21 protein-coding genes are annotated in these 20,975 nt (G+C 63.7%); 5 read left to right on the plus strand and 16 right to left on the minus strand.

Translation table 11 applies throughout. From position 1 onward, the window contains the following. Nucleotides 1-5 precede the first annotated feature (5 nt). The 6 genes from JWJ88_RS05140 to JWJ88_RS05165 are packed head-to-tail and all read right to left on the minus strand — an operon-like array spanning nucleotide 6 to nucleotide 6,541. The gene (locus JWJ88_RS05140; protein ID WP_205295024.1) at nucleotides 6-926 is read right to left on the minus strand and encodes a 2-hydroxyacid dehydrogenase; all 921 of its coding nucleotides are present in this window, start codon (nucleotides 924-926) and stop codon (nucleotides 6-8) included. A 12-nt stretch (nucleotides 927-938) separates the two neighbouring features. Then, complete coding sequence (gene rodA, locus JWJ88_RS05145; protein ID WP_205295025.1) at nucleotides 939-2,081, minus strand: rod shape-determining protein RodA; 1,143 nt, start codon at nucleotides 2,079-2,081, stop codon at nucleotides 939-941. 3 nt (nucleotides 2,082-2,084) lie between these two features. Further along, nucleotides 2,085-4,028, minus strand: coding sequence for a penicillin-binding protein 2 (gene mrdA, locus JWJ88_RS05150; protein ID WP_205295026.1), 1,944 nt, complete (start codon nucleotides 4,026-4,028; stop codon nucleotides 2,085-2,087). A gap of 3 nt (nucleotides 4,029-4,031) precedes the next feature. Then, entirely contained in the window at nucleotides 4,032-4,562 is a 531-nt protein-coding gene (locus JWJ88_RS05155; protein ID WP_205295027.1) for a rod shape-determining protein MreD, read from the minus strand. Next, entirely contained in the window at nucleotides 4,555-5,493 is a 939-nt protein-coding gene (mreC, locus tag JWJ88_RS05160; protein WP_205295028.1) for a rod shape-determining protein MreC, read from the minus strand. The genes JWJ88_RS05155 and mreC overlap by 8 nt, the downstream gene beginning before the upstream one ends. Nucleotides 5,494-5,506: 13 nt before the next feature. Further along, complete coding sequence (locus JWJ88_RS05165) at nucleotides 5,507-6,541, minus strand: rod shape-determining protein (protein WP_313351206.1); 1,035 nt, start codon at nucleotides 6,539-6,541, stop codon at nucleotides 5,507-5,509. A 256-nt stretch (nucleotides 6,542-6,797) separates the two neighbouring features. Here JWJ88_RS05165 and JWJ88_RS05170 point away from each other — a divergent pair, with 256 nt between their 5' ends. Next, the gene (locus JWJ88_RS05170; protein ID WP_205295029.1) at nucleotides 6,798-7,637 is read left to right on the plus strand and encodes a putative rhamnosyl transferase; all 840 of its coding nucleotides are present in this window, start codon (nucleotides 6,798-6,800) and stop codon (nucleotides 7,635-7,637) included. Between the two features lie 30 nt (nucleotides 7,638-7,667). Here JWJ88_RS05170 and JWJ88_RS05175 read toward each other — a convergent pair whose 3' ends face one another. After that, complete coding sequence (locus JWJ88_RS05175; protein ID WP_205295030.1) at nucleotides 7,668-9,230, minus strand: 2-isopropylmalate synthase; 1,563 nt, start codon at nucleotides 9,228-9,230, stop codon at nucleotides 7,668-7,670. A 326-nt stretch (nucleotides 9,231-9,556) separates the two neighbouring features. Continuing rightward, nucleotides 9,557-10,819, minus strand: a complete 1,263-nt coding sequence (gene purD / locus JWJ88_RS05180; RefSeq protein ID WP_205295031.1) for a phosphoribosylamine--glycine ligase — start codon at nucleotides 10,817-10,819, stop codon at nucleotides 9,557-9,559. 114 nt (nucleotides 10,820-10,933) lie between these two features. Here purD and xseA point away from each other — a divergent pair, with 114 nt between their 5' ends. Further along, nucleotides 10,934-12,493, plus strand: coding sequence for an exodeoxyribonuclease VII large subunit (gene xseA / locus JWJ88_RS05185; RefSeq protein ID WP_205295032.1), 1,560 nt, complete (start codon nucleotides 10,934-10,936; stop codon nucleotides 12,491-12,493). Between the two features lie 137 nt (nucleotides 12,494-12,630). Then, nucleotides 12,631-12,954 (plus strand): 2Fe-2S iron-sulfur cluster-binding protein, encoded by a 324-nt coding sequence (locus JWJ88_RS05190; protein WP_205295033.1) that lies wholly within the window; start codon nucleotides 12,631-12,633, stop codon nucleotides 12,952-12,954. Between the two features lie 9 nt (nucleotides 12,955-12,963). Here the strand turns inward: JWJ88_RS05190 and JWJ88_RS05195 are convergent, their stop codons facing one another. The 5 genes from JWJ88_RS05195 to JWJ88_RS05215 all read right to left on the minus strand — a co-directional run bounded on the left by JWJ88_RS05195 (nucleotide 12,964) and on the right by JWJ88_RS05215 (nucleotide 17,514). After that, the gene (locus JWJ88_RS05195) at nucleotides 12,964-13,599 is read right to left on the minus strand and encodes a TetR/AcrR family transcriptional regulator (protein WP_205295034.1); all 636 of its coding nucleotides are present in this window, start codon (nucleotides 13,597-13,599) and stop codon (nucleotides 12,964-12,966) included. A gap of 84 nt (nucleotides 13,600-13,683) precedes the next feature. After that, nucleotides 13,684-15,504: a translational GTPase TypA gene (gene typA, locus JWJ88_RS05200; protein WP_205295035.1), complete on the minus strand. Its 1,821-nt coding sequence runs from the start codon at nucleotides 15,502-15,504 to the stop codon at nucleotides 13,684-13,686. A gap of 252 nt (nucleotides 15,505-15,756) precedes the next feature. After that, nucleotides 15,757-16,185: a TIGR01244 family sulfur transferase gene (locus JWJ88_RS05205; protein ID WP_205295036.1), complete on the minus strand. Its 429-nt coding sequence runs from the start codon at nucleotides 16,183-16,185 to the stop codon at nucleotides 15,757-15,759. Between the two features lie 93 nt (nucleotides 16,186-16,278). Continuing rightward, nucleotides 16,279-16,962, minus strand: coding sequence for a phosphoglycolate phosphatase (gph, locus tag JWJ88_RS05210; RefSeq protein ID WP_205295037.1), 684 nt, complete (start codon nucleotides 16,960-16,962; stop codon nucleotides 16,279-16,281). Then, a complete protein-coding gene (locus JWJ88_RS05215; protein ID WP_205295038.1) occupies nucleotides 16,963-17,514 on the minus strand; it encodes a thioredoxin family protein in 552 nt (183 codons plus the stop codon). It lies immediately after the preceding gene. Nucleotides 17,515-17,827: 313 nt separating this feature from the next. Between JWJ88_RS05215 and JWJ88_RS05220 the strand changes: the two genes are divergently transcribed. Beyond that, nucleotides 17,828-18,070 carry a BolA/IbaG family iron-sulfur metabolism protein gene (locus JWJ88_RS05220; RefSeq protein ID WP_205295039.1) on the plus strand — a complete coding sequence of 81 codons (243 nt, stop codon included), beginning with the start codon at nucleotides 17,828-17,830 and terminating at the stop codon, nucleotides 18,068-18,070. Nucleotides 18,071-18,122: 52 nt separating this feature from the next. Next, entirely contained in the window at nucleotides 18,123-18,485 is a 363-nt protein-coding gene (gene grxD / locus JWJ88_RS05225) for a Grx4 family monothiol glutaredoxin (RefSeq protein WP_205295040.1), read from the plus strand. An 88-nt stretch (nucleotides 18,486-18,573) separates the two neighbouring features. Here grxD and JWJ88_RS05230 read toward each other — a convergent pair whose 3' ends face one another. From JWJ88_RS05230 to JWJ88_RS05240, 3 genes are all read right to left on the minus strand, one after another. Further along, complete coding sequence (locus tag JWJ88_RS05230) at nucleotides 18,574-19,251, minus strand: phage holin family protein (protein ID WP_205295041.1); 678 nt, start codon at nucleotides 19,249-19,251, stop codon at nucleotides 18,574-18,576. Nucleotides 19,252-19,259: 8 nt separating this feature from the next. Beyond that, on the minus strand, nucleotides 19,260-19,688 hold the full coding sequence (locus JWJ88_RS05235; protein ID WP_205295042.1) for a DUF883 family protein: 429 nt from the start codon (nucleotides 19,686-19,688) through the stop codon (nucleotides 19,260-19,262). Between the two features lie 107 nt (nucleotides 19,689-19,795). Beyond that, complete coding sequence (locus tag JWJ88_RS05240; protein WP_205295043.1) at nucleotides 19,796-20,923, minus strand: aminotransferase class V-fold PLP-dependent enzyme; 1,128 nt, start codon at nucleotides 20,921-20,923, stop codon at nucleotides 19,796-19,798. Nucleotides 20,924-20,975: the final 52 nt, after the last annotated feature.

Consider the following 20,975-nt stretch of genomic DNA (forward strand, 5'->3'; position numbering starts at 1 on the left):
GTGCGTCAATAGCCGTGTATCCGGTCCACCAAGTGCAAAAGCGGCTCACCCCGCATCGCGCGGCGCAGGTTTTCGGCCACCACTGGTGCGGCGCTGGCCGGGCGCGTATCAGCGGCGACATGCGGCGTCACGGTGACGCGCGCATGCGCCCAGAAAGGATGGTCGGGCGCAAGCGGCTCGCTGCGAAACACGTCCAGCACCGCATGCCCCGGCCGGCCAAGGTCCAGCGCCTTCAGCAGGGCCGTTTCGTCTATCAGCGTGCCGCGCCCGGCATTGATGATCGTGGCGCCGGGCGGCAAAAGCGCCAGCCTTTCGGCATCCAACAGGTTCCGGGTCTGGGCGGTATCGGGCAGCAGGCAGATAAGGATTTCGGCGCGGCTCAGGGCTTGGGGCAGGGCGGGACCTGCCAGAACCTCGATCCCCTGCACCGGACGTCCCGACTGCGACCAGCCGGTGACGCGAAAGCCAAGGCCCGACAGTGCTGCGGCCACGGCCCGGCCCAGCTCACCCATGCCCAGCACCGTTATCCGCCGTTGCGAGGCCAGCGGCGGTGTCAGATGGTTGCGCCAGATGCCGTCCTGCGCATAGCCGTCCATTCCCAGATGCGCCCGCAGCGCCCAGCCGGTGCAATATTCCACCATGCCCTGCGTCAGCCCCGGATCGACCATTCGGCACAGCGGCTGGGTCAAGGTGGGGTTGGTTACGATACGCTCGACCCCCGCCCACAGGCTTTGCACCACCCGCGCACGGGTGAAGGCCGAAAAGTCCAGCGTGCTGCCGTCCTCGGGGTAGCCGGGCGCGTAGATCAGCGCGTCAAAGCTGTCGGGCCTGCCTTCGCGGCACAGTTCCATCTCGGGGCAGGCGTCGCGCAGGGCCGGGGACCAGAGGTCCCATTTGCGCGCAGGGGCGGCGAAAAGAACCTTCATGCGTGCGATCCGTCAGCCACGGGGACGATGGACATGCGCCGATTGCACGATGCCAAAGGCCATCAGCAGGATCATCAGCGAGGTTCCTCCGTAACTTACCAGCGGCAGGGGCGAGCCCTTGGCGGGCAGCATGCCCATCACCGTTGCCATATTGATGGAAAAGTAAAGAAAGAACGTCCCCGCGATGCCGATGGTGACAAGGCTGGCGAAACGGTCGCGGTTGGTCAGCGCCGAATACAGACAGAACCCCAGGATCAACACGTAAAGCATCAGCAGGCTGAAGGCGCCAACAAAGCCGAACTCCTCGGCCAGCGAGGTGAAGATGAAATCGGTGTGCTTTTCAGGCAGGAAGTTCAGTCGCGATTGTGTGCCCTGCATGAAGCCGCGCCCCGACCAGCCCCCCGAACCCAGCGCGATCTGCGCCTGGGCGATATTGTAGCCCGCGCCCAGCGGGTCCGAGCCGGGGTCGAGGAAGGTGTCGATGCGGCGGAATTGATAGTCGTGCAGCAATTGCCAGTCGGTGCCCCGGCTTTCCAGCACGGTCGTGACGCCGGCAACGACGATGGCGATGACGGCGGCGAAATACCACAGGCTGACGCCCGCCGCGAACATGACGATCCCGCCGCCCGCTATCAGCATGATCGAGGTGCCAAGGTCGGGCTGCATCAGCACCAGCCCCGTCGGCAGCAGGATCAGGATGACGGGGATCAACACCCAAAGGGGGCGAGAGACCTTGTCGACCGGCAGCCAGTCGTAATAGGCCGCCAGCGTCAGCACGAATGCCACCTTGGTCAGCTCGGAGGGCTGGATGCGGATCGGCCCCAGAACCAGCCAGCGCTGCGCGCCCATGCCGACATGGCCCATCACCTCGACCAGCACCAGCAGGCCGACGCAGATCACGTATGAGGCGACCGAGATCGATCGCCAGAACCAGATCGGCACGAAGGCCAGCGCAAACATCAGCACCATGCCGGCCGCGAAACGCTCCATCTGCGGGCCGGCCCATCGGTCCAGATCGCCGCCCGAGACGGAATACAGCATCAGAAAACCGATGCAGCTTACGGCGGTAACCAGAAAGACCAGCGGCCAGTTCAGATGCAGGATCTTGCGCCAGCCCGTCGGAACCTGTGCGACATGATAGTCCAGATAGCTCATGCGTCAGGCCCTTGCACGGCCCTCGCCCTTGCGGGTCGAGGGGGTCAGCTTCATGCCCGACCAGATCTCGCGCACCTTTGCGCGCTCGCCCTCGGGATAGGCGGACAGCGGCGGCAGCCCGTCCGCCAGCGCATAAAGCAGGATATCGCGGGCGATGGGCGCGGCCACGGCGCCACCGCCGCCGCCATGTTCGACCACCACCGAAACCGCATAGCGGGGCGCGTTATAGGGGGCGAAGCAGACGAACAAAGCATGGTCGCGCCGGTTCCACGGCAACTGGTCGTTCGAAATCACGCCGCGGGCACGTTCGGCGGCGGTGATGTTGCGCACCTGACTGGTGCCGGTCTTGCCCGCCATCTGCCATTCCGGCGCAACAATGCGCGAGCGCCGTGCGGTGCCCCGCGGAGAGTTCATCACCGCGTCCATGCCACCCCTTGCCGTGCGCAGATGCAGCGGATGGATGTCCAGCGCAGGCCATTCCGGCACCTGCTCGGCCTGCCCATCGATGGCGCGCACCAGACGCGGCGAGACCGCGCGCCCCGTCGCCACCCGCGCGGTCATCACCGCAAGTTGCAGGGGCGAGGCCAGCACATAGCCCTGACCGATAGAAGCGTTAAGCGAATCGCCTACCTGCCATTCCTGGTCATAGCGCGCCCGCTTCCATGCGCGGTCAGGCGCGATGCCTTCGGCGATGGCGGACATGGGCAGGTCGTGGCGCACGCCAATCCCAAGTTGGCGCGCCATGGCGGCGATGCGGTCGATGCCGACCCGCTGCGCCAGTTCGTAATAATAGACGTCGCAGGAATGTTCCAGGCTGTGCAGGGCATCGACCATGCCATGGCCACCCCGGCTCCAGCAATGAAAGCGGCGACCGGCGACCGTCGTGTAGCCCGGGCAGTAAAAGCTGGAACCCGAGTTGATGACCCCCGATTCAAGCCCCGCCAGCAGCGTCACCATCTTGAAGGTCGAACCAGGCGGATAGACGCCTTGCACGGTCTTGTCGGCCAGCGGGCGGTGGTCGTGTTCCATCAGCGCGCGATAATCCGGCCCGGAAATGCCGCGCACGAATTTGTTGGGATCGAACACCGGCGAGGACGAGATGGCCAGAATATCGCCATTGACCACGTCCATCACCACCGCAGCGGCGCTTTCGATGCCAAGTCGCTGGGTCGCGAAATTCTGCAGCCCGGCGTCCAGCGTGGTTTGCACGGTGGCGCCCTGCTGCCCCTCTTGCCGCGACAGCTCGCGCATCTCGCGGCCGGCGCTGTTTACCTCGACCCGGCGCGAACCGGCCTTGCCGCGCAGCGCCTCTTCCAGCTTGGTCTCCATCCCGACCTTCCCCAGTTGGAATTCGGGCAGGCGCAGGACGGGATCGGGGTTCTCGATCTTGGACAGGTCGTAATCGGACACCGGGCCGACATAGCCCAGCACATGGGCGAAATCGCCGCCGCGAGGATAGCTGCGCGACAAACCAGCCTCGGGCGTCACGCCGGGCAGGGCAGGTGCATTCAACGCGATCGAGGAAAAGGCCGGCCAGCTTAACCTGTCGGCGACAAGGACCGGCGTAATGGCACTACGCTTATGGATTTCTTCAAGGATATCAGCGGCCTGCCGGTCGGTCATCGGGATGATATGGCGCAACCGCGCGATGACGGCCGAGACATCGCCGGCTTCCTCGCGGGTCAGCGTGACGCGATAGTTCTGCTCGTTGCCGGCAATGATTGTGCCGTGCCGGTCCAGAATCAGCCCCCGCGCCGGTGGCAGCAGCCGGATCTTGATCGAGTTGCCGTCCGACAGCATGCGGTATTCGTCTGCATGCTCGACCTGCATCGAGCGAAGCTTCAGCCCCAGCGCCGAGACCACCGCGGCCTGAATAACCCCCAGCATCAGCACCCGTCGGGTGATGAGACGGTTGCTTTCGACGACTTCGCGTTCGGACTTGCGCATGGCTCAGCGGTGCCTCGTGTCTAGTTCGGCGCGGTGACGCGGCAGGCCCAATGCCCAGCCGGCAAGACCCGCGACCAGCGGATAGGCGGCCAGCGTGGCGATAAATTGCAAGATGACCTGCCCAAGCGGCGGCAAGGGCAGGAAAAAGACCGCCAGCAGCATCCTGTTCGCCACCATCATCAGCGCGATGAGCATACCCACGCGCAACCATTCAATCATGAAAGGCAGTTCGCGCCAACGCTGCTCGCGCTTTCTTGCGGCCTCGGTTCCGATCACAGCCAGAGCAGCGCCCAGACCCAGCGGCCGCATGAGCAGGATGTCCTCGATCAGAAACAGAAGCGCAATGGTCAGGACCGGAACCTGCTCGGGGCGGCGCAGCACCCAGACCAGCACCAGACACAAGGCCAGGTCCGGCCCCGGCCAGCCGATGCGGCCCGGTGCCAGCGGCACGAGACGCCAGAACAGGATCGCCAGAAACAGCAGCACGAACAGTGCCTGCCCAAGGGTCCGCTGGCGGCGCGCGGGCTCAATCATCCGCGGCCTCGGAATCGGCCTCGGCGGTCGCGGCTTGCAGATCGGCAAGCGGTGGCATGGGCGGGCCGATAAAGTCCTGCCGCGGCGGCGGGATCAGCATGCCGGTATCGGCCAGTTGCTCGGCCGGATGGCTGCGCAGCACCCGCAGAAACTCCAGCCGGCCGTAATCGGCAGCCAGCCGCACCCGCAGCCGGCCGTCGCTGGCTTGCGCCACCTGTCCGACCGGCAGGCCCGGCGGGAACACTCCGCCATCGCCCGAACTGACCACCCGGTCGCCGGGCCGCAGGTTTTCGGGGCTTTCGATGAAATCCAGCGCGGGCAGGGCGGTGTTGTCGCCTGTCAGCAACGCATGCTGACCCGAAGGCAGAATGGTCACCGGGATGCGGCTGGAGGGATCTGTCAGCAGCATCACCCGGCTTGTCGATTGCCCCACGCCAGAGATGCGCCCGACCAGCCCCAGCCCGTCCATGGTCGCCCAGCCGTCGACGATCCCGTCCCGCGCGCCGACATTCAGCAGCACCGACTGCCTGAAAGCGGTGCCGCTGTCGGTCAGCACCACACCCGAGACCGAGGTCAGCGCCGGGTCGATACGCACGCTGTTTTGCGCAAGAAGCTTGGCGTTTTCCTGTTCCAGTTGCACCGCGGCCTCTTTCCAGGCCGACATCTTTTGCAACTCGCGCCGCAGTTCCTGGTTCTGCTCGTAAAGTCGGGCATAGGACTGAAAGCCCGCGACCATCCGCGAGACCCGGGTCACAGGCGCCATCACCCATTCGAAACTGGGCACGAAGCGGTCGATAAAGGCCGCACGCATCCGTTCGGCTCTGGGACTGTCGATCTGCCAGAACAGGAATACCGCCAGCAACACCAGCACCAGCAGCGAAACCAGAATGCGACGGACCGGAGCCGCGTAATCAGGGCCCTTGCGCGCCATGGGCCGAACCCGCTTAACTGTCGTAGTCGATCACGTGGCGCAGCTGCTTTTCGAATTCAAGCGCCTTGCCGGTGCCAAGCGCCACGCAACTCATCGGCTGATCGGCAAGGCTGATCATCAGGCCGGTCTGCTCGCGCAGCGCCAGATCCAGTTCGCCCAGCATCGCGCCGCCACCGGTCAGCATGACGCCGCGATCGACGATATCGGCGGCAAGGTCGGGGGGCGTTGCCTCCAGCGCCACCATCACCGATTCGCAGATCTGCTGAACCGGCTCGGACAGGGCTTCGGCGACCATGGCCTGGGTGATTTCCATCTCTTTCGGGATACCGTTCAACAGGTCGCGACCGCGCACCATGATCGCGGCTCCGCGCCCGTCGTCGGGCATGCGGGCGGTGCCGATCTGGGTCTTGATGCGCTCGGCCGTGGAATCACCGATAAGCAGGTTATGATTGCGGCGCAGATAGTTGATCAGAGCATCGTCCATCCGGTCGCCGCCAATGCGGACCGAACGGGCATAGACCACATCGCCCAAGGACAGAACGGCGACCTCGGTCGTGCCGCCACCGATGTCCACGACCATGCTGCCGGTAGGTTCGGTGATGGGCATGCCGGCACCAATCGCGGCGGCGATGGGCTCGGCAATCAGCCCGGCGCGGCGTGCACCGGCGGAAAGGACCGACTGGCGGATGGCGCGTTTCTCGACCGGGGTGGCACCATGGGGAACGCAGACGATGACCTTGGGCTTGGAAAAGCTCGTGCGCCGGAACACCTTCTTGATGAAATGCTTGATCATTTCCTCGGCGCTGTCGAAGTCGGCGATGACGCCTTCGCGCATGGGCCGGATGGCTTCGATCGAACCGGGGGTGCGGCCCAGCATCAGCTTGGCGTCCTCGCCCACGGCCAGGACCTGTTTCTTGCCGTCCTTGACGTGATAGGCAACGACCGAAGGCTCATTCAGGATGATGCCCTTGCCCTTGACGTAGATCAGCGTATTCGCGGTCCCCAGATCGATCGCGATGTCGGTGGAAAACAACCCGCCAAAGGCCATGTGAATACCCCTTTCGCCGTCCCTGCCATGACGGCCGTTTCGCCGTTCTTTTCGAACGGCCATTGCCCGATACCCCGACGAGTTGCCCCGTCGAAGGTGTCGGACATATAGGCTGTGCCCGAGCGCGGGGAAACCCGAAAAAATGAACCGCACCGTGCTGCGCAGCAACGATCCGCGTGGCCAGCCCCGTAGCTTGACCGGACGGCGCGGCCTGATAGGGTTTCGGCGGTTCGGGTGACGATAAAAGGGGCAGGGTTTGCGGGACGATATCGTGGGGATCTGCCGCTTTTCCTTTCTGGGCAGGTGCGACTGGGCCGGAACGGCGGGGCAGGCGGTCAGTATCGCCGATCTTCTGGCGCAGCGCCGCGCCATGCTTTATGCGCCCGAGCGGCTGGAGCGACGCTTTATCGCCTTTGAGACGCTGTGCCTGCCCTCGGTCATGGCACAGACCGACCCGGATTTCCGCTTCTGGATCCTGACCTCGCCCGAAATGCCGCGACCTTCGCTGGACCGGCTGCGCGATCTTTGCGCCGGAGTGCCGCAGATCCGGCTGATCGTTTCGGACAAGCGCGAGACGGTGAATGCGCTGCGCGAACCCCTGCGCGAAGCGGCCGAGGCGGCCGGCCAGCCGGTGATCCAGTTCCGGGTCGATGACGACGATGCCCTGAGCCGCCATCACGTTGACCGCATCCGTCGCCACGCCCGGCGCTTTTCAGACCTGCCGGGCTTTGCCATCAGCTATCCGCAGGGACTAGTCATGGGCAGCTATGAGGGGCAGCCGATCAGCTACTGGCGCGCGCATCAGCCCTTTCTGGGGGCAGGTGCCGCAGTGCGCATGCGCGGGCCGGGGCGCTGCATCTATGCCTATAACCACTTTCAGCTGCCCAAGCACCTTCCCGCCTTCACCGATATCGACGGTCTGGGCTATGTGCAGACACGCTGGGACGAGGGCGATTCCGTCGCCACCATCGTCGCCAAATTTCCAAAATGGTTCCAGCAACTCAGCCCGGCCGAGTTCCAGCATGAACTGGCCGACGATTTTCCCTTTCTCAAGGGCATCGACCTTGGCTTCGTAGAACGCAAAGGGGCGGCCTGACCGCCGCCCCTTGCCTTTAATCGTTCAGCATCAGTGCGAATACATGCTGACCTGCTTGGCATCGGCGCCTTCGCCGACCATGTCGCGACGCGCTTTCAACCGGTTCAGCGCCCCGACATAGGCCTTGACGCTGGCCAGGATGGTATCGGTGTCCGAGGCTTGCCCAGTCGCGATCCGCCCCTCTTCCTCCATCCGCACGGTGACGGTGGCCTGGGCGTCGGTGCCCTCGGTCACGGCGTGAACCTGATAAAGCTGCAGGCGCGCCTTGTGCGGCCAGATCATCTTGACGGCGTTGAAGCACGCATCGACCGGGCCGTCACCCTCGGCATGAACGGCCTGTTCCTCGCCGCCGACCAGCATCGTCAGATCGGCGGATTGCCCGTCGGTGCCGCAGACGACGCGCAGATGCTTGACCTGCAGATAATCGTCCTCGGTATTCGTGGTGGTATCCTGCACCAGCGCAACCAGGTCGTCGTCGTAGACCTCTTTCTTGCGATCGGCCAGCGCCTTGAAGCGGACAAATACATCCCGCAACTGGTTGTCGCCCATCTCATAACCCAGCTCTTTCAGCTTGGCGCGCAGAGCGGCACGGCCGGAATGCTTGCCCATGGCAATATTGGCCTCGTGCAGGCCGATATCGGCGGGCTTCATGATCTCGAAGGTTTCGACATTCTTCAGCACGCCATCCTGATGAATGCCGGATTCGTGCAGAAAGGCGTTCTTGCCGACCACGGCCTTGTTCGGCTGCACCAGAAAGCCCGAGGCCTGCGATACCCGGCGCGACAGGCCCATGATCTTGGTGGTGTCGATACGGGTCGTATAGGGCATGATGTCGTGACGCACCTTCAGCGCCATCACCACTTCTTCCAGCGCGGTATTGCCGGCGCGCTCGCCCAGTCCGTTGATCGTGCATTCGATCTGCCGTGCCCCTGCCTCGACTGCGGCCAGCGAGTTCGCCGTCGCCATGCCCAGATCGTTGTGGCAATGCGTGGCAAAGATCACCGTATCCGCGCCCGGCACCCGCTCCAGCAGCATACGGATCAGCTCGGCGGATTCGCGCGGCGCAGTATAACCTACGGTATCGGGGATGTTGATGGTGGTTGCGCCGCATTTGATGGCGATCTCCACTACCCGGCACAGATAGTCATGCTCGGTTCGGGTGGCATCCATGGCCGACCATTGCACGTTGTCGCACAGGTTGCGGGCATGGGTCACGGTCTCATGAATGCGCGCGGCCATCTGGTCCATGTCCAGATTGGGAATGGCGCGATGCAGCGGCGAGGTGCCGATAAAGGTGTGGATGCGCGGCTGTTTCGCGTGCCTCACGGCTTCCCAGCAACGGTCGATATCGGGGATTTGGGCGCGGGCCAGACCGCAGATCACCGAGTTCTTCGCGCGCTTCGCAATCTCCGAAACAGCGGCGAAATCGCCTTCCGAGGCGATGGGGAAACCGGCCTCGATCACATCGACGCCCATCTCGTCCAGCATTTCGGCGATGTCCAGCTTTTCGGTATGGCTCATGGTGGCGCCGGGCGACTGCTCGCCATCGCGCAGCGTGGTGTCAAAAATCAATACGCGGTTCGGATCGGTCATTTGGGAATCCTTCTTCAAGCTTGCAGGGTCCGGGCACGAACCTGACTGAGCGGCGGCCCGGAGACCCGCTCAGCGCAGCGTAAGAAGAAGGAGACCGCGGAGGTTCACAGCAGGCCGCGTGCCGTCATGGGCGTGCGGGTCCGTGGCAATGATCTGCTGCATCCGAGTCATGGCGCGGACTATAAGTCCGCCGCCACCCGCTTGAAAAGACAAAAAACACGCAGGATTTGAAATCATCCGCCCGGAGCCGCACAGATGCACCGCCACACCGCGCAGATTTCTTCGTTGCCCAAATACCCATGCGGCCGCGCCAACTGCGCAACGCCTCAAAGTGCGCGCCAGCCGATGTCGCGGCGGCAGAACCCCTGCGGCCAGTCGATGGAATCGACCAGTGCATAGGCGCGCTCATGCGCCTCGGCCAGCGTCGCGCCACGCGCGGTCGCGGCCAGCACCCGACCGCCGGTAGCAACGATCTGCCCCCCCCGACGTACGGTCCCGGCGTGAAAGACCATGCGGAAACTATCCTCGGCCAGAGTATCCAGCCCACGGATTACGCTGCCCTTTTCATAAGCACCGGGATAGCCCTGCGCGGCCAGAACCACGGTCAGGGCATGATCATCCGCCCAACTGACCGTCATGCCGGAAAGCCGGCCCTCGGCGCAGGCAAGGATCAGGTCCAGCGCCTGCGCGCCCAGCCGCATCATCAGCACCTGGCATTCGGGATCGCCGAAGCGGACATTGTATTCCACCAGCCGCGCGCGACCGTCCGCGATCATCAAGCCCACGTAAAGCACGCCCTGGAACGGTGTGCCGCGCCGCGCCATCTCGGCCACGGTTGGGCGCACGATCTGATCCATCACCTGATCCTGCAGGGCTTGGGTCAGCACAGGCGCAGGGGAATAGGCCCCCATGCCGCCGGTGTTCGGCCCGGTGTCGCCGTCGCCCACACGCTTGTGATCCTGAGCCGTGCCGATGGGCAGACAGTCCTTGCCATCGCACAGGACGAAAAAGCTCGCCTCCTCGCCTTCCATGAACTCCTCGATCACCACCTCGGCGCCCGCATCGCCGAACGCGCCGCCGAAAGCATCATCCACGGCGGCAATGGCTTCGGCCTCGGTCATCGCAACCGTGACACCTTTGCCGGCGGCAAGCCCGTCCGCCTTGATGACGATGGGCGCGCCCTTTTCACGGATATAGGCGCGCGCCGGGTCGGCGGCGTCAAAGCGCGCCCATGCTGCGGTAGGTGCGCCGCAGGCATCGCAAACCTCTTTGGTAAAGCTTTTCGAGGCTTCCAGCATCGCGGCCGCCCTGGACGGGCCAAAGGCCAGTATTCCGGCCGCCCGCAAAAGATCGGCTATGCCCGCCGCCAGCGGGGCCTCGGGGCCGATCACCACCAGATCGATGGCATTTTCTTCGCAAAAGCCGATCACGGCGGGGCCGGACAGGATGTCCAGATCCGCAAGCCGCGCCATATGCTCCATCCCGGCGTTGCCCGGCGCGACGAACAACCGGTCGCATTTGGGATTTTGCCGGATCGCCCAGGCCAGCGCATGTTCGCGCCCGCCGCTGCCCAAGATCAGGATGTTCATGCGAAAGGCCCCTTTGCGAATGTCTGGGGCCTTCTAGGAACTGGTCCGCGCGGGATCAATAGCCAAGGCATCCGGCCCCTTGATCCCACGCGCACCACGCGCCACAACCGGGGTATGGAACTTTTCGAAGACACCGCCCCCAGCAATATCCATGAATTCACCGTATCCGAGATTTCGGGGGCGGTGAAACGCGTGCTGGAAGGGGAATTTGGCCGCGTCCGGGTGCGGGGCGAGATCGGCCGCGTCTCGCGCCCCTCGTCGGGGCATCTTTACTTTGATCTCAAGGACGACCGCGCGGTGATTTCGGCCGTGACCTGGAAAGGGCAGGCGGCGCGTTTGTCCACCCGCCCCGAAGAGGGGATCGAGGTCATCGCCACCGGCCGGCTGACCACATTTCCCGGCCAGTCGAAATATCAGCTGATCGTCGAAGAGATCGAGCCGGCCGGCGCCGGCGCCCTGATGATGATGTTGGAAAAGCGCCGCAAGGCGCTGGCGGCCGAGGGGCTTTTCGACGAATCCCGCAAGCGCCCGCTGCCTTATCTGCCGAGGGTGATTGGTGTGGTGACCTCGCCCTCGGGTGCGGTAATCCGCGATATCCTGCACCGGCTGCGCGACCGTTTCCCAACGCATGTGCTGATCTGGCCCGTGGCCGTGCAGGGCGAGGCCTGCGCACCTCAGGTCACTGCCGCGATCCAAGGCTTCAACGCGCTGCCCAAGGACGGCCCTGTCCCGCGCCCCGACCTGATCATTGTCGCACGCGGCGGCGGCAGCCTTGAAGATCTGTGGGGCTTCAACGAGGAGGCGGTGGTCCGTGCCGCAGCCGACAGCCAGATCCCGCTGATCTCGGCCGTGGGGCACGAAACGGACACCACGTTGATCGACTTCGCCTCGGATCGCCGCGCGCCGACGCCCACCGCCGCTGCCGAGATGGCAGTGCCGGTGCGTGCCGAACTGGCCGCCCGCGTGACCGAGATTCAGGTCCGCATGATGCGCGCCGCGCAGACCCGCAGCCAGCGCCAGCGCCAGCGGCTGACGGATCTGGGCCGCGCGCTTGGCCGGCCGCAGGCGCTGACTGCCCCGGCCCGGCAGCGGTTCGACCTGTTCGCCGAACGGCTGGAGCCGGCGCTAAGGGGTTTCGTACGCGCCCGCCGCGACCGGTTGAGCGCGCTGCCGCTGTCGCTTTCGGCTTTGCGCGGCATGCTGCGCAACCGCAGCGATACGCTGCAAGCGCAGGCACAACGTCTGCCGCTGTGTCTGGCCCGGCTTAATCAGCGCCGGGCCGAACGTCTGGCCGATCTGGGCCATCGGCTGGAGCGGGCGCGGGGAAGAATGCTGGCCGACACCGCGCGCCAGATCGCCCGGGACCGCGGCACGCTGGACCGGCGGGCGGCAAGGCTTTCCGCCGTGGCCGTGCGCATCCTGCCGCCGCGACGCGAGGCGCTGGAGCGGCTTGACCGGTTGCGTCAGACGCTGGGTTACAGGGAAACCTTGCGCCGGGGATTCGCGGTTGTGCATGGACCCTCGGGGTTACTTGTCAGCGCAACAGAGGCTGCGCAGGCGCCCCGTTTCGAGATCGAGTTCCTCGATGGTCGGTTGGTCGCACGGCCCGACACACCCCCGGCCAAATCACCTCGCAAGCCGCCAGAGCCCAAGGGCCAGAAATCACTGTTCTGACCCGTCCGCCCGGCGGAAAATCGGGCTGGCGCCATTTGCCGGATATCGGCGGAATGCCGGAAACCAAGACAGGGGGCAGGGCTTTTATCTGGCGGCGCAATGACCTATTTGCGACGGAAAGCGCAAGGAAGGCACCCATGGCCAAGATCACTTATATCGAGCACAACGGCACCGCCCATGAAATCGACGTCAAACCCGGCATGACGGTGATGGAGGGCGCGCGCGACAACGGTGTTCCCGGCATAGATGCGGATTGCGGCGGCGCCTGTGCCTGTTCGACTTGCCATGTCTATGTCGCGGCGGAATGGGTGGACCGGCTGCCGCCCCGCGATCCCATGGAAGAAGATATGCTGGATTTCGCTTGGCAACCCGATCCGGTGCGTTCGCGCCTGACCTGCCAGATCAAGGTGACGCCGGAACTGGACGGGTTGGTCGTGAACCTGCCCGAACGCCAGATCTAGGCGGAAATCTCAGCCGTCCTTGCCGGCGGCCACGGCATTGGCCCGAACCAGATTGCCCATGAACTCGGCGAAAATCCTTTCGGAAAGTTCGCGGGTCGAGCGGGTGTCGCCATCGAACCAGGGATCAGTGCTGCGTGTCAGGAACATCATGTTCCCGCCCTTGACCAGGCAATGCAGCATCATGATCGTAAGCTCAATGTCCGTATCTTCGGCCAGGATACCCAGCCGCTGCGCCTCGGTCAGCTTGCGGTGATACAGATCGCGCATCGAACTGGTGTAACGGTGCAGTGCGCTGTCCGGCTTGATCGGGCCATTAAGCCCCTCGACCATAAGCCGGAACAGCGTCGGGTTCCGCTCTGCCCAGTCCAGATAGCTGTGCGCGATCGAATGCATCTGTTCGATAGGATCGCTGGCATTGGCCTTGATCACACCCTCGCGCAGCGCATCGTTCAAAAGCGTGACCGTGTGATAGATCAACGCCTCATGCAGCTCTTCGGTCGAGCGGAACATGCTGTGAATTTCGGCCTCGGTCGCCTCTGTGCGCCGCGCAAGCTCAGCAGGATCTGCCGGAAGACTCCCGGTTTCCTCCAGATGCTTCTGGGCTGCGAAAATCAAGCTCTGATAGATATTGCCCCGGCCTTCCATTCGCCGCTCCCGAAGCGATTTGCACTAAATCTAACAGGCTTTCGTCAATACGAAAGCCTGTAATCCATTGGCGATGAAATAAGTTCAACCTTCGGCGCGGGATTGGCGCTTGCGTTCATGCGGGTCCAGATAGCGCTTGCGCAGGCGAATGCTTTTCGGCGTGACCTCGACCAGTTCGTCATCGTCGATATAGGCAATGGCCTGTTCCAGCGACATGCGGACCGGGGGCGTCAGGCGCACGGCCTCGTCCGTGCCCGAGGCACGCACGTTGGTCAGCTTCTTGCCCTTGAGCGGATTCACCTCAAGATCGTTGTCGCGCGAATGCTCGCCAATGATCATGCCCTGATAGATCTGTTCCTGCGCGCCGATGAACATCTTCCCGCGCTCTTCCAGGTTCCACAGCGCATAGGCCACCGAAACCCCGTCTTCCATTGAGATCAGCACCCCCTGACGGCGACCCTGGATCGAGCCCTTGTAGGGTGCCCAGCCGTGGAAGATGCGGTTCAGCACCCCGTTGCCACGCGTGTCGGTCATGAAATCGCCATGATAGCCGATCAACCCGCGCGAGGGCACATGGGCGATGATGCGGGTCTTGCCATGGCCAGCGGGGCGCATGTCCACCATCTCGCCCTTGCGATCACCGGTCAGCTTTTCGATGACTACGCCGGTATATTCGTCATCGACATCGATGATGACTTCTTCGATCGGCTCCAGACGCACGCCGTCTTCTTCGCGGAAGATCACCCGCGGGCGCGAGATCGACAGCTCGAACCCCTCGCGGCGCATATTCTCGATCAGGACGCCCATTTGCAGTTCACCGCGGCCGGAAACGATAAAGGCATCGCCGCCGGGCGTGTCCTCGACCTTGATTGCGACGTTGGTTTCGGCCTCTTTCATCAGCCGCTCGCGAATCACCCGGGACTGCACCTTGCTGCCGTCGCGACCCGCAAGGGGGCTGTCGTTGATGCCGAAAGTGACGCTGATCGTCGGCGGATCGATGGGCTGCGCGGGCAGGGCGGTGTCCACCTCGACAGCGCAAAGCGTATCGGCCACGGTGGCCTTTGACATGCCGGCAAGGGTGACGATGTCGCCCGCTTCGGCCTGCTCGATCGGCTGCTGGGTCAGGCCGCGAAAGGCCAGAACCTTCGAGATGCGGAACTGCTCGATCCGCTCGCCGTCACGCGACAGCGCCTTGATCGTATCTCCGGCCTTGGCACGCCCGGCCTCGACCCGCCCGGTCAGGATGCGGCCGATAAAAGGGTCGGCGCCAAGCGTCGTTGCCAGCATCTGGAAGGGTTCGTCCTGACGCGCGATCTGCTTGGGCGGCGGAACGTGGCGCAGCACCAGATCGAAAAGCGCGGACATGCCATTGCGCGGTCCGTCAAGGGCTTCATCTGCCCATCCGCCAATGCCCGAGGCGTAAAGATGCGGGAAATCAAGCTGTTCGTCACTGGCGTCGAGGTTTGCGAACAGGTCGAAGACCTCGTCCAGCGCCTTGTCGGGGTCGGCGGCGGGTTTGTCGACCTTGTTCAGGATCACGATGGGCCGCAGCCCCAGCGCCAGCGCCTTCGATGTGACGAACTTGGTCTGCGGCATGGGACCTTCCGCCGCATCGACCAGCAGGCAAACACCGTCCACCATGCTGAGGATACGTTCGACCTCGCCACCGAAATCGGCGTGGCCGGGGGTGTCCACGATATTGATGCGCGTGCCTTTCCACTCGACCGAGGTGGCCTTGGCTAGGATGGTGATACCGCGCTCGCGTTCGATATCGTTGCTGTCCATCACGCGTTCAGCCACAGCTTGGTTTTCGCGGAAACTGCCCGATTGCTTCAGCAGCTGATCGACCAAGGTCGTCTTGCCATGGTCGACGTGGGCGATGATCGCGATATTGCGGATGTCCATATGGGGCCTTTTTCAGAATTTGCGCCTCCGGTAACGCAGAGGGGCGCGAAAGGCCAGCACAATCGCAGGTGACGTCAGCGTAGACCAAGAAGTCCAAGGATGAACAACACGACGACGACAAGGCCAACAAGATAGATGATCGAGTTCATGGCAATTACTCCGTTGGGCGGGCCAAACGGGGTATCCGTCCTGCCGCAGGCCGTTGCATGGGAAACCCGTCAACGGCCTCGCAGGTTCCAGATCGCGGGCAGATCAGTCGCCTTGCCGGGCCAGTGATTCGAGCAATGGCCGGACCCCCGCAAGATCGTAACCCGCACGCGCTGCGGTTTCGAGCAGGTCCGACACCGGCTCTTGCCCGGCACGCGCCAGTGCCCAAAGCACGGTCGAGCGGTTGCCCGAGCGACAATAGGCCAGCTTTGGACCGGGCGACGCCAGCGCCTGAGCCTGGGCCGAGATCATCTGCGGGGTGATCTGCCCGGGGGTAAAGGGGTTGAAATGGTATTCCATCCCTGCCGCTTCGGCCGCCGCGCGCATCGCCTCGTGATCCTCTTCCGGGCCGACCTCGTCATCAGGGCGGTTGTTGATCAATACGCGAAAACCGGCCTCGGCCAGGGCGGGCAGGTCCTCGGGGTGGATCTGGGGCGCGACGGCAAGGTCGGGGGTCAGTTGTCGAAGGTCCATGCAAAGCTCCTTGGGCTTCGGTCCGGCCGGGATGGCGGCATGCGGCGACGGATCGTTCCGTTTCGGCGTTCTGTCAAGCACCCGCAAGCAGACCTAACCGACGGCTGCGGTCTCTTCCACCAGCAGGGGCAGGCTTGCGAAATCGTCGAAGGTGCCGTGATGCGTCATCTTTTCCACCGGCGTCTTGCGATAGCCGCGGGTGAACAGCAGGAAAGGCACGCCGGTATTGCGGGCGCATTCCTCGTCGAATTCACTGTCGCCGACATAGACCCCGCGCGGCTTGTGCGGATCGGCGCCCAGCCCGGCGAATGCCGCAAGCAACGGCGCCGGATCGGGCTTGCGTTCAGGCAGGGAATCGCCGCCCACGACCACGCCGAATAACTGCGCTAGGCCGAAATGATCCAGAATCGCCCGTGTCGGTCCCAAGGGTTTGTTGGTGCAGATCCCCAGCGGATAGCCCCGATCAGCCAATACCCCCAAGGTCTCGGCCACATTGGGGTAAAGCCGGGTCAGGCCGGTGGCGTCGTGATAGCGGGTCATGAACGAGGCCACCAGATCACGATGCGCTTCGGTCGGCAGCCGGGTTGCGCTGATGACCCGGCGCCACAGCAGATCGACGCCACCGCCGACGAACCCGCGGACCTGATCCAGTGTCAACGGGGAAACGCCATGAAGGCGCAAGACCGCGTTCACGCAGGCATGAATGTCGGGGACGCTGTCGATCAGCGTGCCATCAAGGTCGAAAACCACGGGGCAGGGGGCAAAGCAGATATTCATTCACGCCTTCCATTTGATTGAACAGCCCATCGAGGCCACCTGTTCGCGCGGACCCTGCCCGGTTTCGGCGATCTGCGCCATGGCCTCGAACAGCTCGCGCCGGGCATCTGGTGGTGCCGGATTTCGTCCCGAGGCATCGAGCCTGCCGCGATACTGCAATTCTCCGGCGGCATTGTAGCCAAAGAAATCCGGCGTGCATTCGGCACCATAAGCGCGCGCAACCGCCTGACTTTCATCGTAAAGATACGGGAAGGTAAAGCCGTGCTTTCGGGCTTCGATCTTCATCTGCATGGGCGCATCCTGCGGGTATTCATCGGCATCATTGGCCGAGATCGCCACCACGCCCACGCCAAGTTTCTGCAGCTCGTCCGCGTCGCGCCGGATGCGGTCAATCACTGCCTGCACATATGGGCAATGGTTGCAGATGAACATCACCAGCGTGCCGCGCGCGCCCGAGATGTCGCCGTATGAAAACATGCGCCCATCAGGATCTGGCAGCGTGAAGTCCGGCGCCTTGGCACCGAAATCGCAAACCGGAGGACGAACGGCCATGGGATCTCCTTGCATATGATCGCCGCTTGGCGTGATTGCGGAAATTACGGTGGATTCGCTTCGCAGGCTATGCCCCGAAGGCAAGGAAAGAAAGTGCTGGTGCGGGAATTGGATAATAAGTCGTAAACTGGGCGGATGAAGCAAATCGGGAGCCATTTATATTACATAATCCCGGTTATCAATATAAACTCCAGACACGCCGGCGAGCTGTCTTCTTCGGGCATGGTCGGGTCCGGCAGCAATGCCGCAGCGGTCGATCTTGCGGCCCGCGCGGGCATCCCCTACATCATGGAGAACAAAGAAAGGATCCGCCATGGCGATGGAAGCCCAGGACATCGAAAACCTGATCCGCGCTGCATTTCCGCAAGCCAAGATCACGATCACCGACCTTGCCGGGGACGGAAATCATTATGCCGCCGAGGTGATCGACGAAAGCTTCCGCGGCCAGAACCGCGTGCAGCAGCAGCGGGCTGTCTATGCCGCCTTGCAGGGCCATATGGACGGGCCCAGCGGGGCTTTGCACGCACTGGCGCTGACCACCAAGGCACCGGAATAAGATCAACCGTAAGCGTCGCAACCGCGGCGGCGCTTTAGTAAGGACCAGCAGAATGACCGACGCACGCCAGCAGATTCAGAAGACGATCGACGGAAACGATGTCGTCTTGTTCATGAAAGGCACCAAGGAAATGCCCCAATGCGGCTTTTCCAGCCGGGTTGCCGGGGTACTGAATTATATGAACGTCCCCTATCAGGACGTGAACGTCCTTGCCGATGAAACGGTCCGGCAAGGGATCAAGGATTTCTCGGATTGGCCAACGATTCCTCAGCTTTATATCAAGGGCGAGTTTGTGGGAGGCTGCGACATCATTACCGAGATGACGCTGTCGGGCGAGCTGGACCAGCTTCTGGACAAGGCTGGCATCGCCTATGACAAGGATGCCGCCAATAAAATCCGCGAGGCGAATGCCTGACAGCAGGCTCCTGCCCCGGAACAAAGGACCCCGCCATCGGCGGGGTCTTTATTATCAATTGGTTGCAAATACTTCTTAGTAAGAGTCGTCAGTCCCAATCCTTGGCACCGTTGTCGCGGTGTCGCCGGTTTTGCAGACGCGTGGCCAAAGTGATGCCCACGGCGAAAGCTCCGATCAGCGGCGCGAAGGGAGCGGCGCGCGATTGCGATGCCTCGTGCAACTGACCCGAGGCCCGGCGCAATGTATCAGGCGATAACCCCAGCTTGTCGGTGACGGTTTCGCCTGCCCTGCGGGCTGCCCCATAAACCCGCGCCTCGGCCCGGTCGACCATCAGATCGGCCTTGTAGGACAGGTTATCCGTGACAGAATGCACCCTTTGTTCGGCCTGCTCCATCAACCGGTTGGCTTTTTGCGAGGCACGCTCTAACGCTGCATCTGCCGCGCCGGTGGCTTTGCCGATGGCTGCATCGGCAACCAGCATCAGCCGCTCTTCCACCTCGGATTTCAACTCGTCGGTGGTGGGCACCGGATGGCGTTCCTTTTTCGCCATCAGCATCACCACCAGCCCGATCAGGACAAAGCCGATGCCGATGGCCAATGAAGCGCCCAGCGACCCCCAACCCAGATGATGCGCAAGCCAGGTCCATAACGCCGCCAGCAGAAAGCCCGCCCCGACCAGCAGTGCAACCCCTGCCCCGGCGCCAAGCCCGGCGCGGCGCAGCTTGTCCGTCAGGGCAAGCTGCAGGTTTCTGGAATAGTCGAACATCCCGGTTCTCAGCGACGCGCGATGATCAGGCCCAGTAGGAAGCCGACACCGGCCGCGATACCCAGTGCCTGTGCGGGATTGCGGCGCACCATGTCCGAGACCTCGTCGTAATATTCCTCGGCATGGGCTGCGACTTCACCGGCCTGACGCTCGCCCTGCCTGTAAAGACGGCGGGCCTCGTCACGGGCGCGTTCGGCATATTCATGGCCGCGTTCACGCACCGTTTCCGCATATTCCGCACCGCGTTTCTTGGCCGTCTCGACGTATTCGGCCCCTTTCTCGCGAGCCGTCTCGTAAAGCTCGGCGCCTTTTTCCCGGGCGGTGTCAAGGGCCTCTCCGGCCTCGTCGGCCGCACGGCGGGCGTGGCGGCCGACGTCGTCAGCCGCGTCACGTGCCTTGGCTTTCAACTCGTCTGCGGTGGCTTCGTGATTTGCCATGATAATGTCCTTTCAGAGGGTGTATCCATTTTCAGATGACAAACCCGCAAGGAGCGCAGATCGTTCCCGGCGGGCCGCGAATTCCTGCCCGCCGGGAAAATATCGGGTCAAAGCGCCGCGTCAAAGGCCGGGATCAGCCGTGCCAGCGTTCCGTCGACGTCGCCAAGCTTGTCGAGCCCGAACAGCCCGATACGGAAGGTGCGGAAGCCTTCGCCTTCGCCGACTTGCAAGGGCACGCCCGCCGCGATCTGATAGCCGGCGGACAGGAACTTGCGCCCGTTTTGCACCTCGGGGTCGTCGGTATAGCAAACGACGACGCCTGGCGCGGCAAAATCCGACGCCGCGACCGAGCGCAGCCCGCGGCGCGCCAGCTCTTCGCGCACCGCATCACCCAGCCGCCATTGCGCCTCGCGGGCCGCCTCAAAGCCGAAATCGCGTGTCTCGTTCATCGCATCGCGCAGGCCCAGCAGCGCATCGGTGGGCAGCGTGGCGTGATAGGCATGGCCGCCGTCTTCATAAGCCTTGGTGATCGCGCGCCATTTTTTCAGATCCAGTGCGAAGCTGTCACTGGTCGTCGCCTCCAACCGATCTGCACCGCGCGGCGACAACATCACCATCCCGGCCGAGGGCGAGGCCGACCAGCCCTTTTGCGGCGCCGAAATCAGCACGTCCACGCCGGTCTTGCGCATATCGACCCAGATCGCGCCCGAGGCGATGCAATCCAGCACCATGATCGCCCCCACCTCATGCGCGGCATCGGCCAGCGCCTTGATGTAATCGTCGGGCAGGATCATGCCGGCCGCCGTCTCGACATGCGGGGCAAAGACCGCATCGGGGCGGGTTTCGCGGATCTTGGCCACCACCTCGTCAATCGGCGCGGGGGTAAAGGGCGCGCGGGGCTCGTTGCCCTGAGGCCGCGCCATCATCACCGTGGTCTGGCGCGTGAAACCGCCGGCCTCGAAGATCTGGCTCCAGCGATAGCTGAAAAAGCCGTTGCGGACGATCAGCGCATGGGCGTCGCGGCCGAATTGCCGGGCGACCGCCTCCATCGCGCAGGTGCCGCCGCCCGGGACCAGCGCTACCGCCTCGGCCCCATAGACCTCGCGCAGCGTTGCCGAGATGTCGCGCATCGCGCCCTGGAACTTCTGCGACATGTGATTGAGCGAGCGGTCGGTGAAAACGACCGAGAATTCCTGCAACCCATCAGGGTCAACATCGGGGCGAAGTCCAGCCATGGCCGATCCTTTCTGCTGATTTCGCCGCAACCCTAGCGCGCGTCCAGCCCAA

This window comes from Paracoccus methylovorus (genome assembly GCF_016919705.1).
In the GTDB taxonomy this organism is placed as follows: Bacteria; Pseudomonadota; Alphaproteobacteria; order Rhodobacterales; family Rhodobacteraceae; genus Paracoccus; species Paracoccus methylovorus.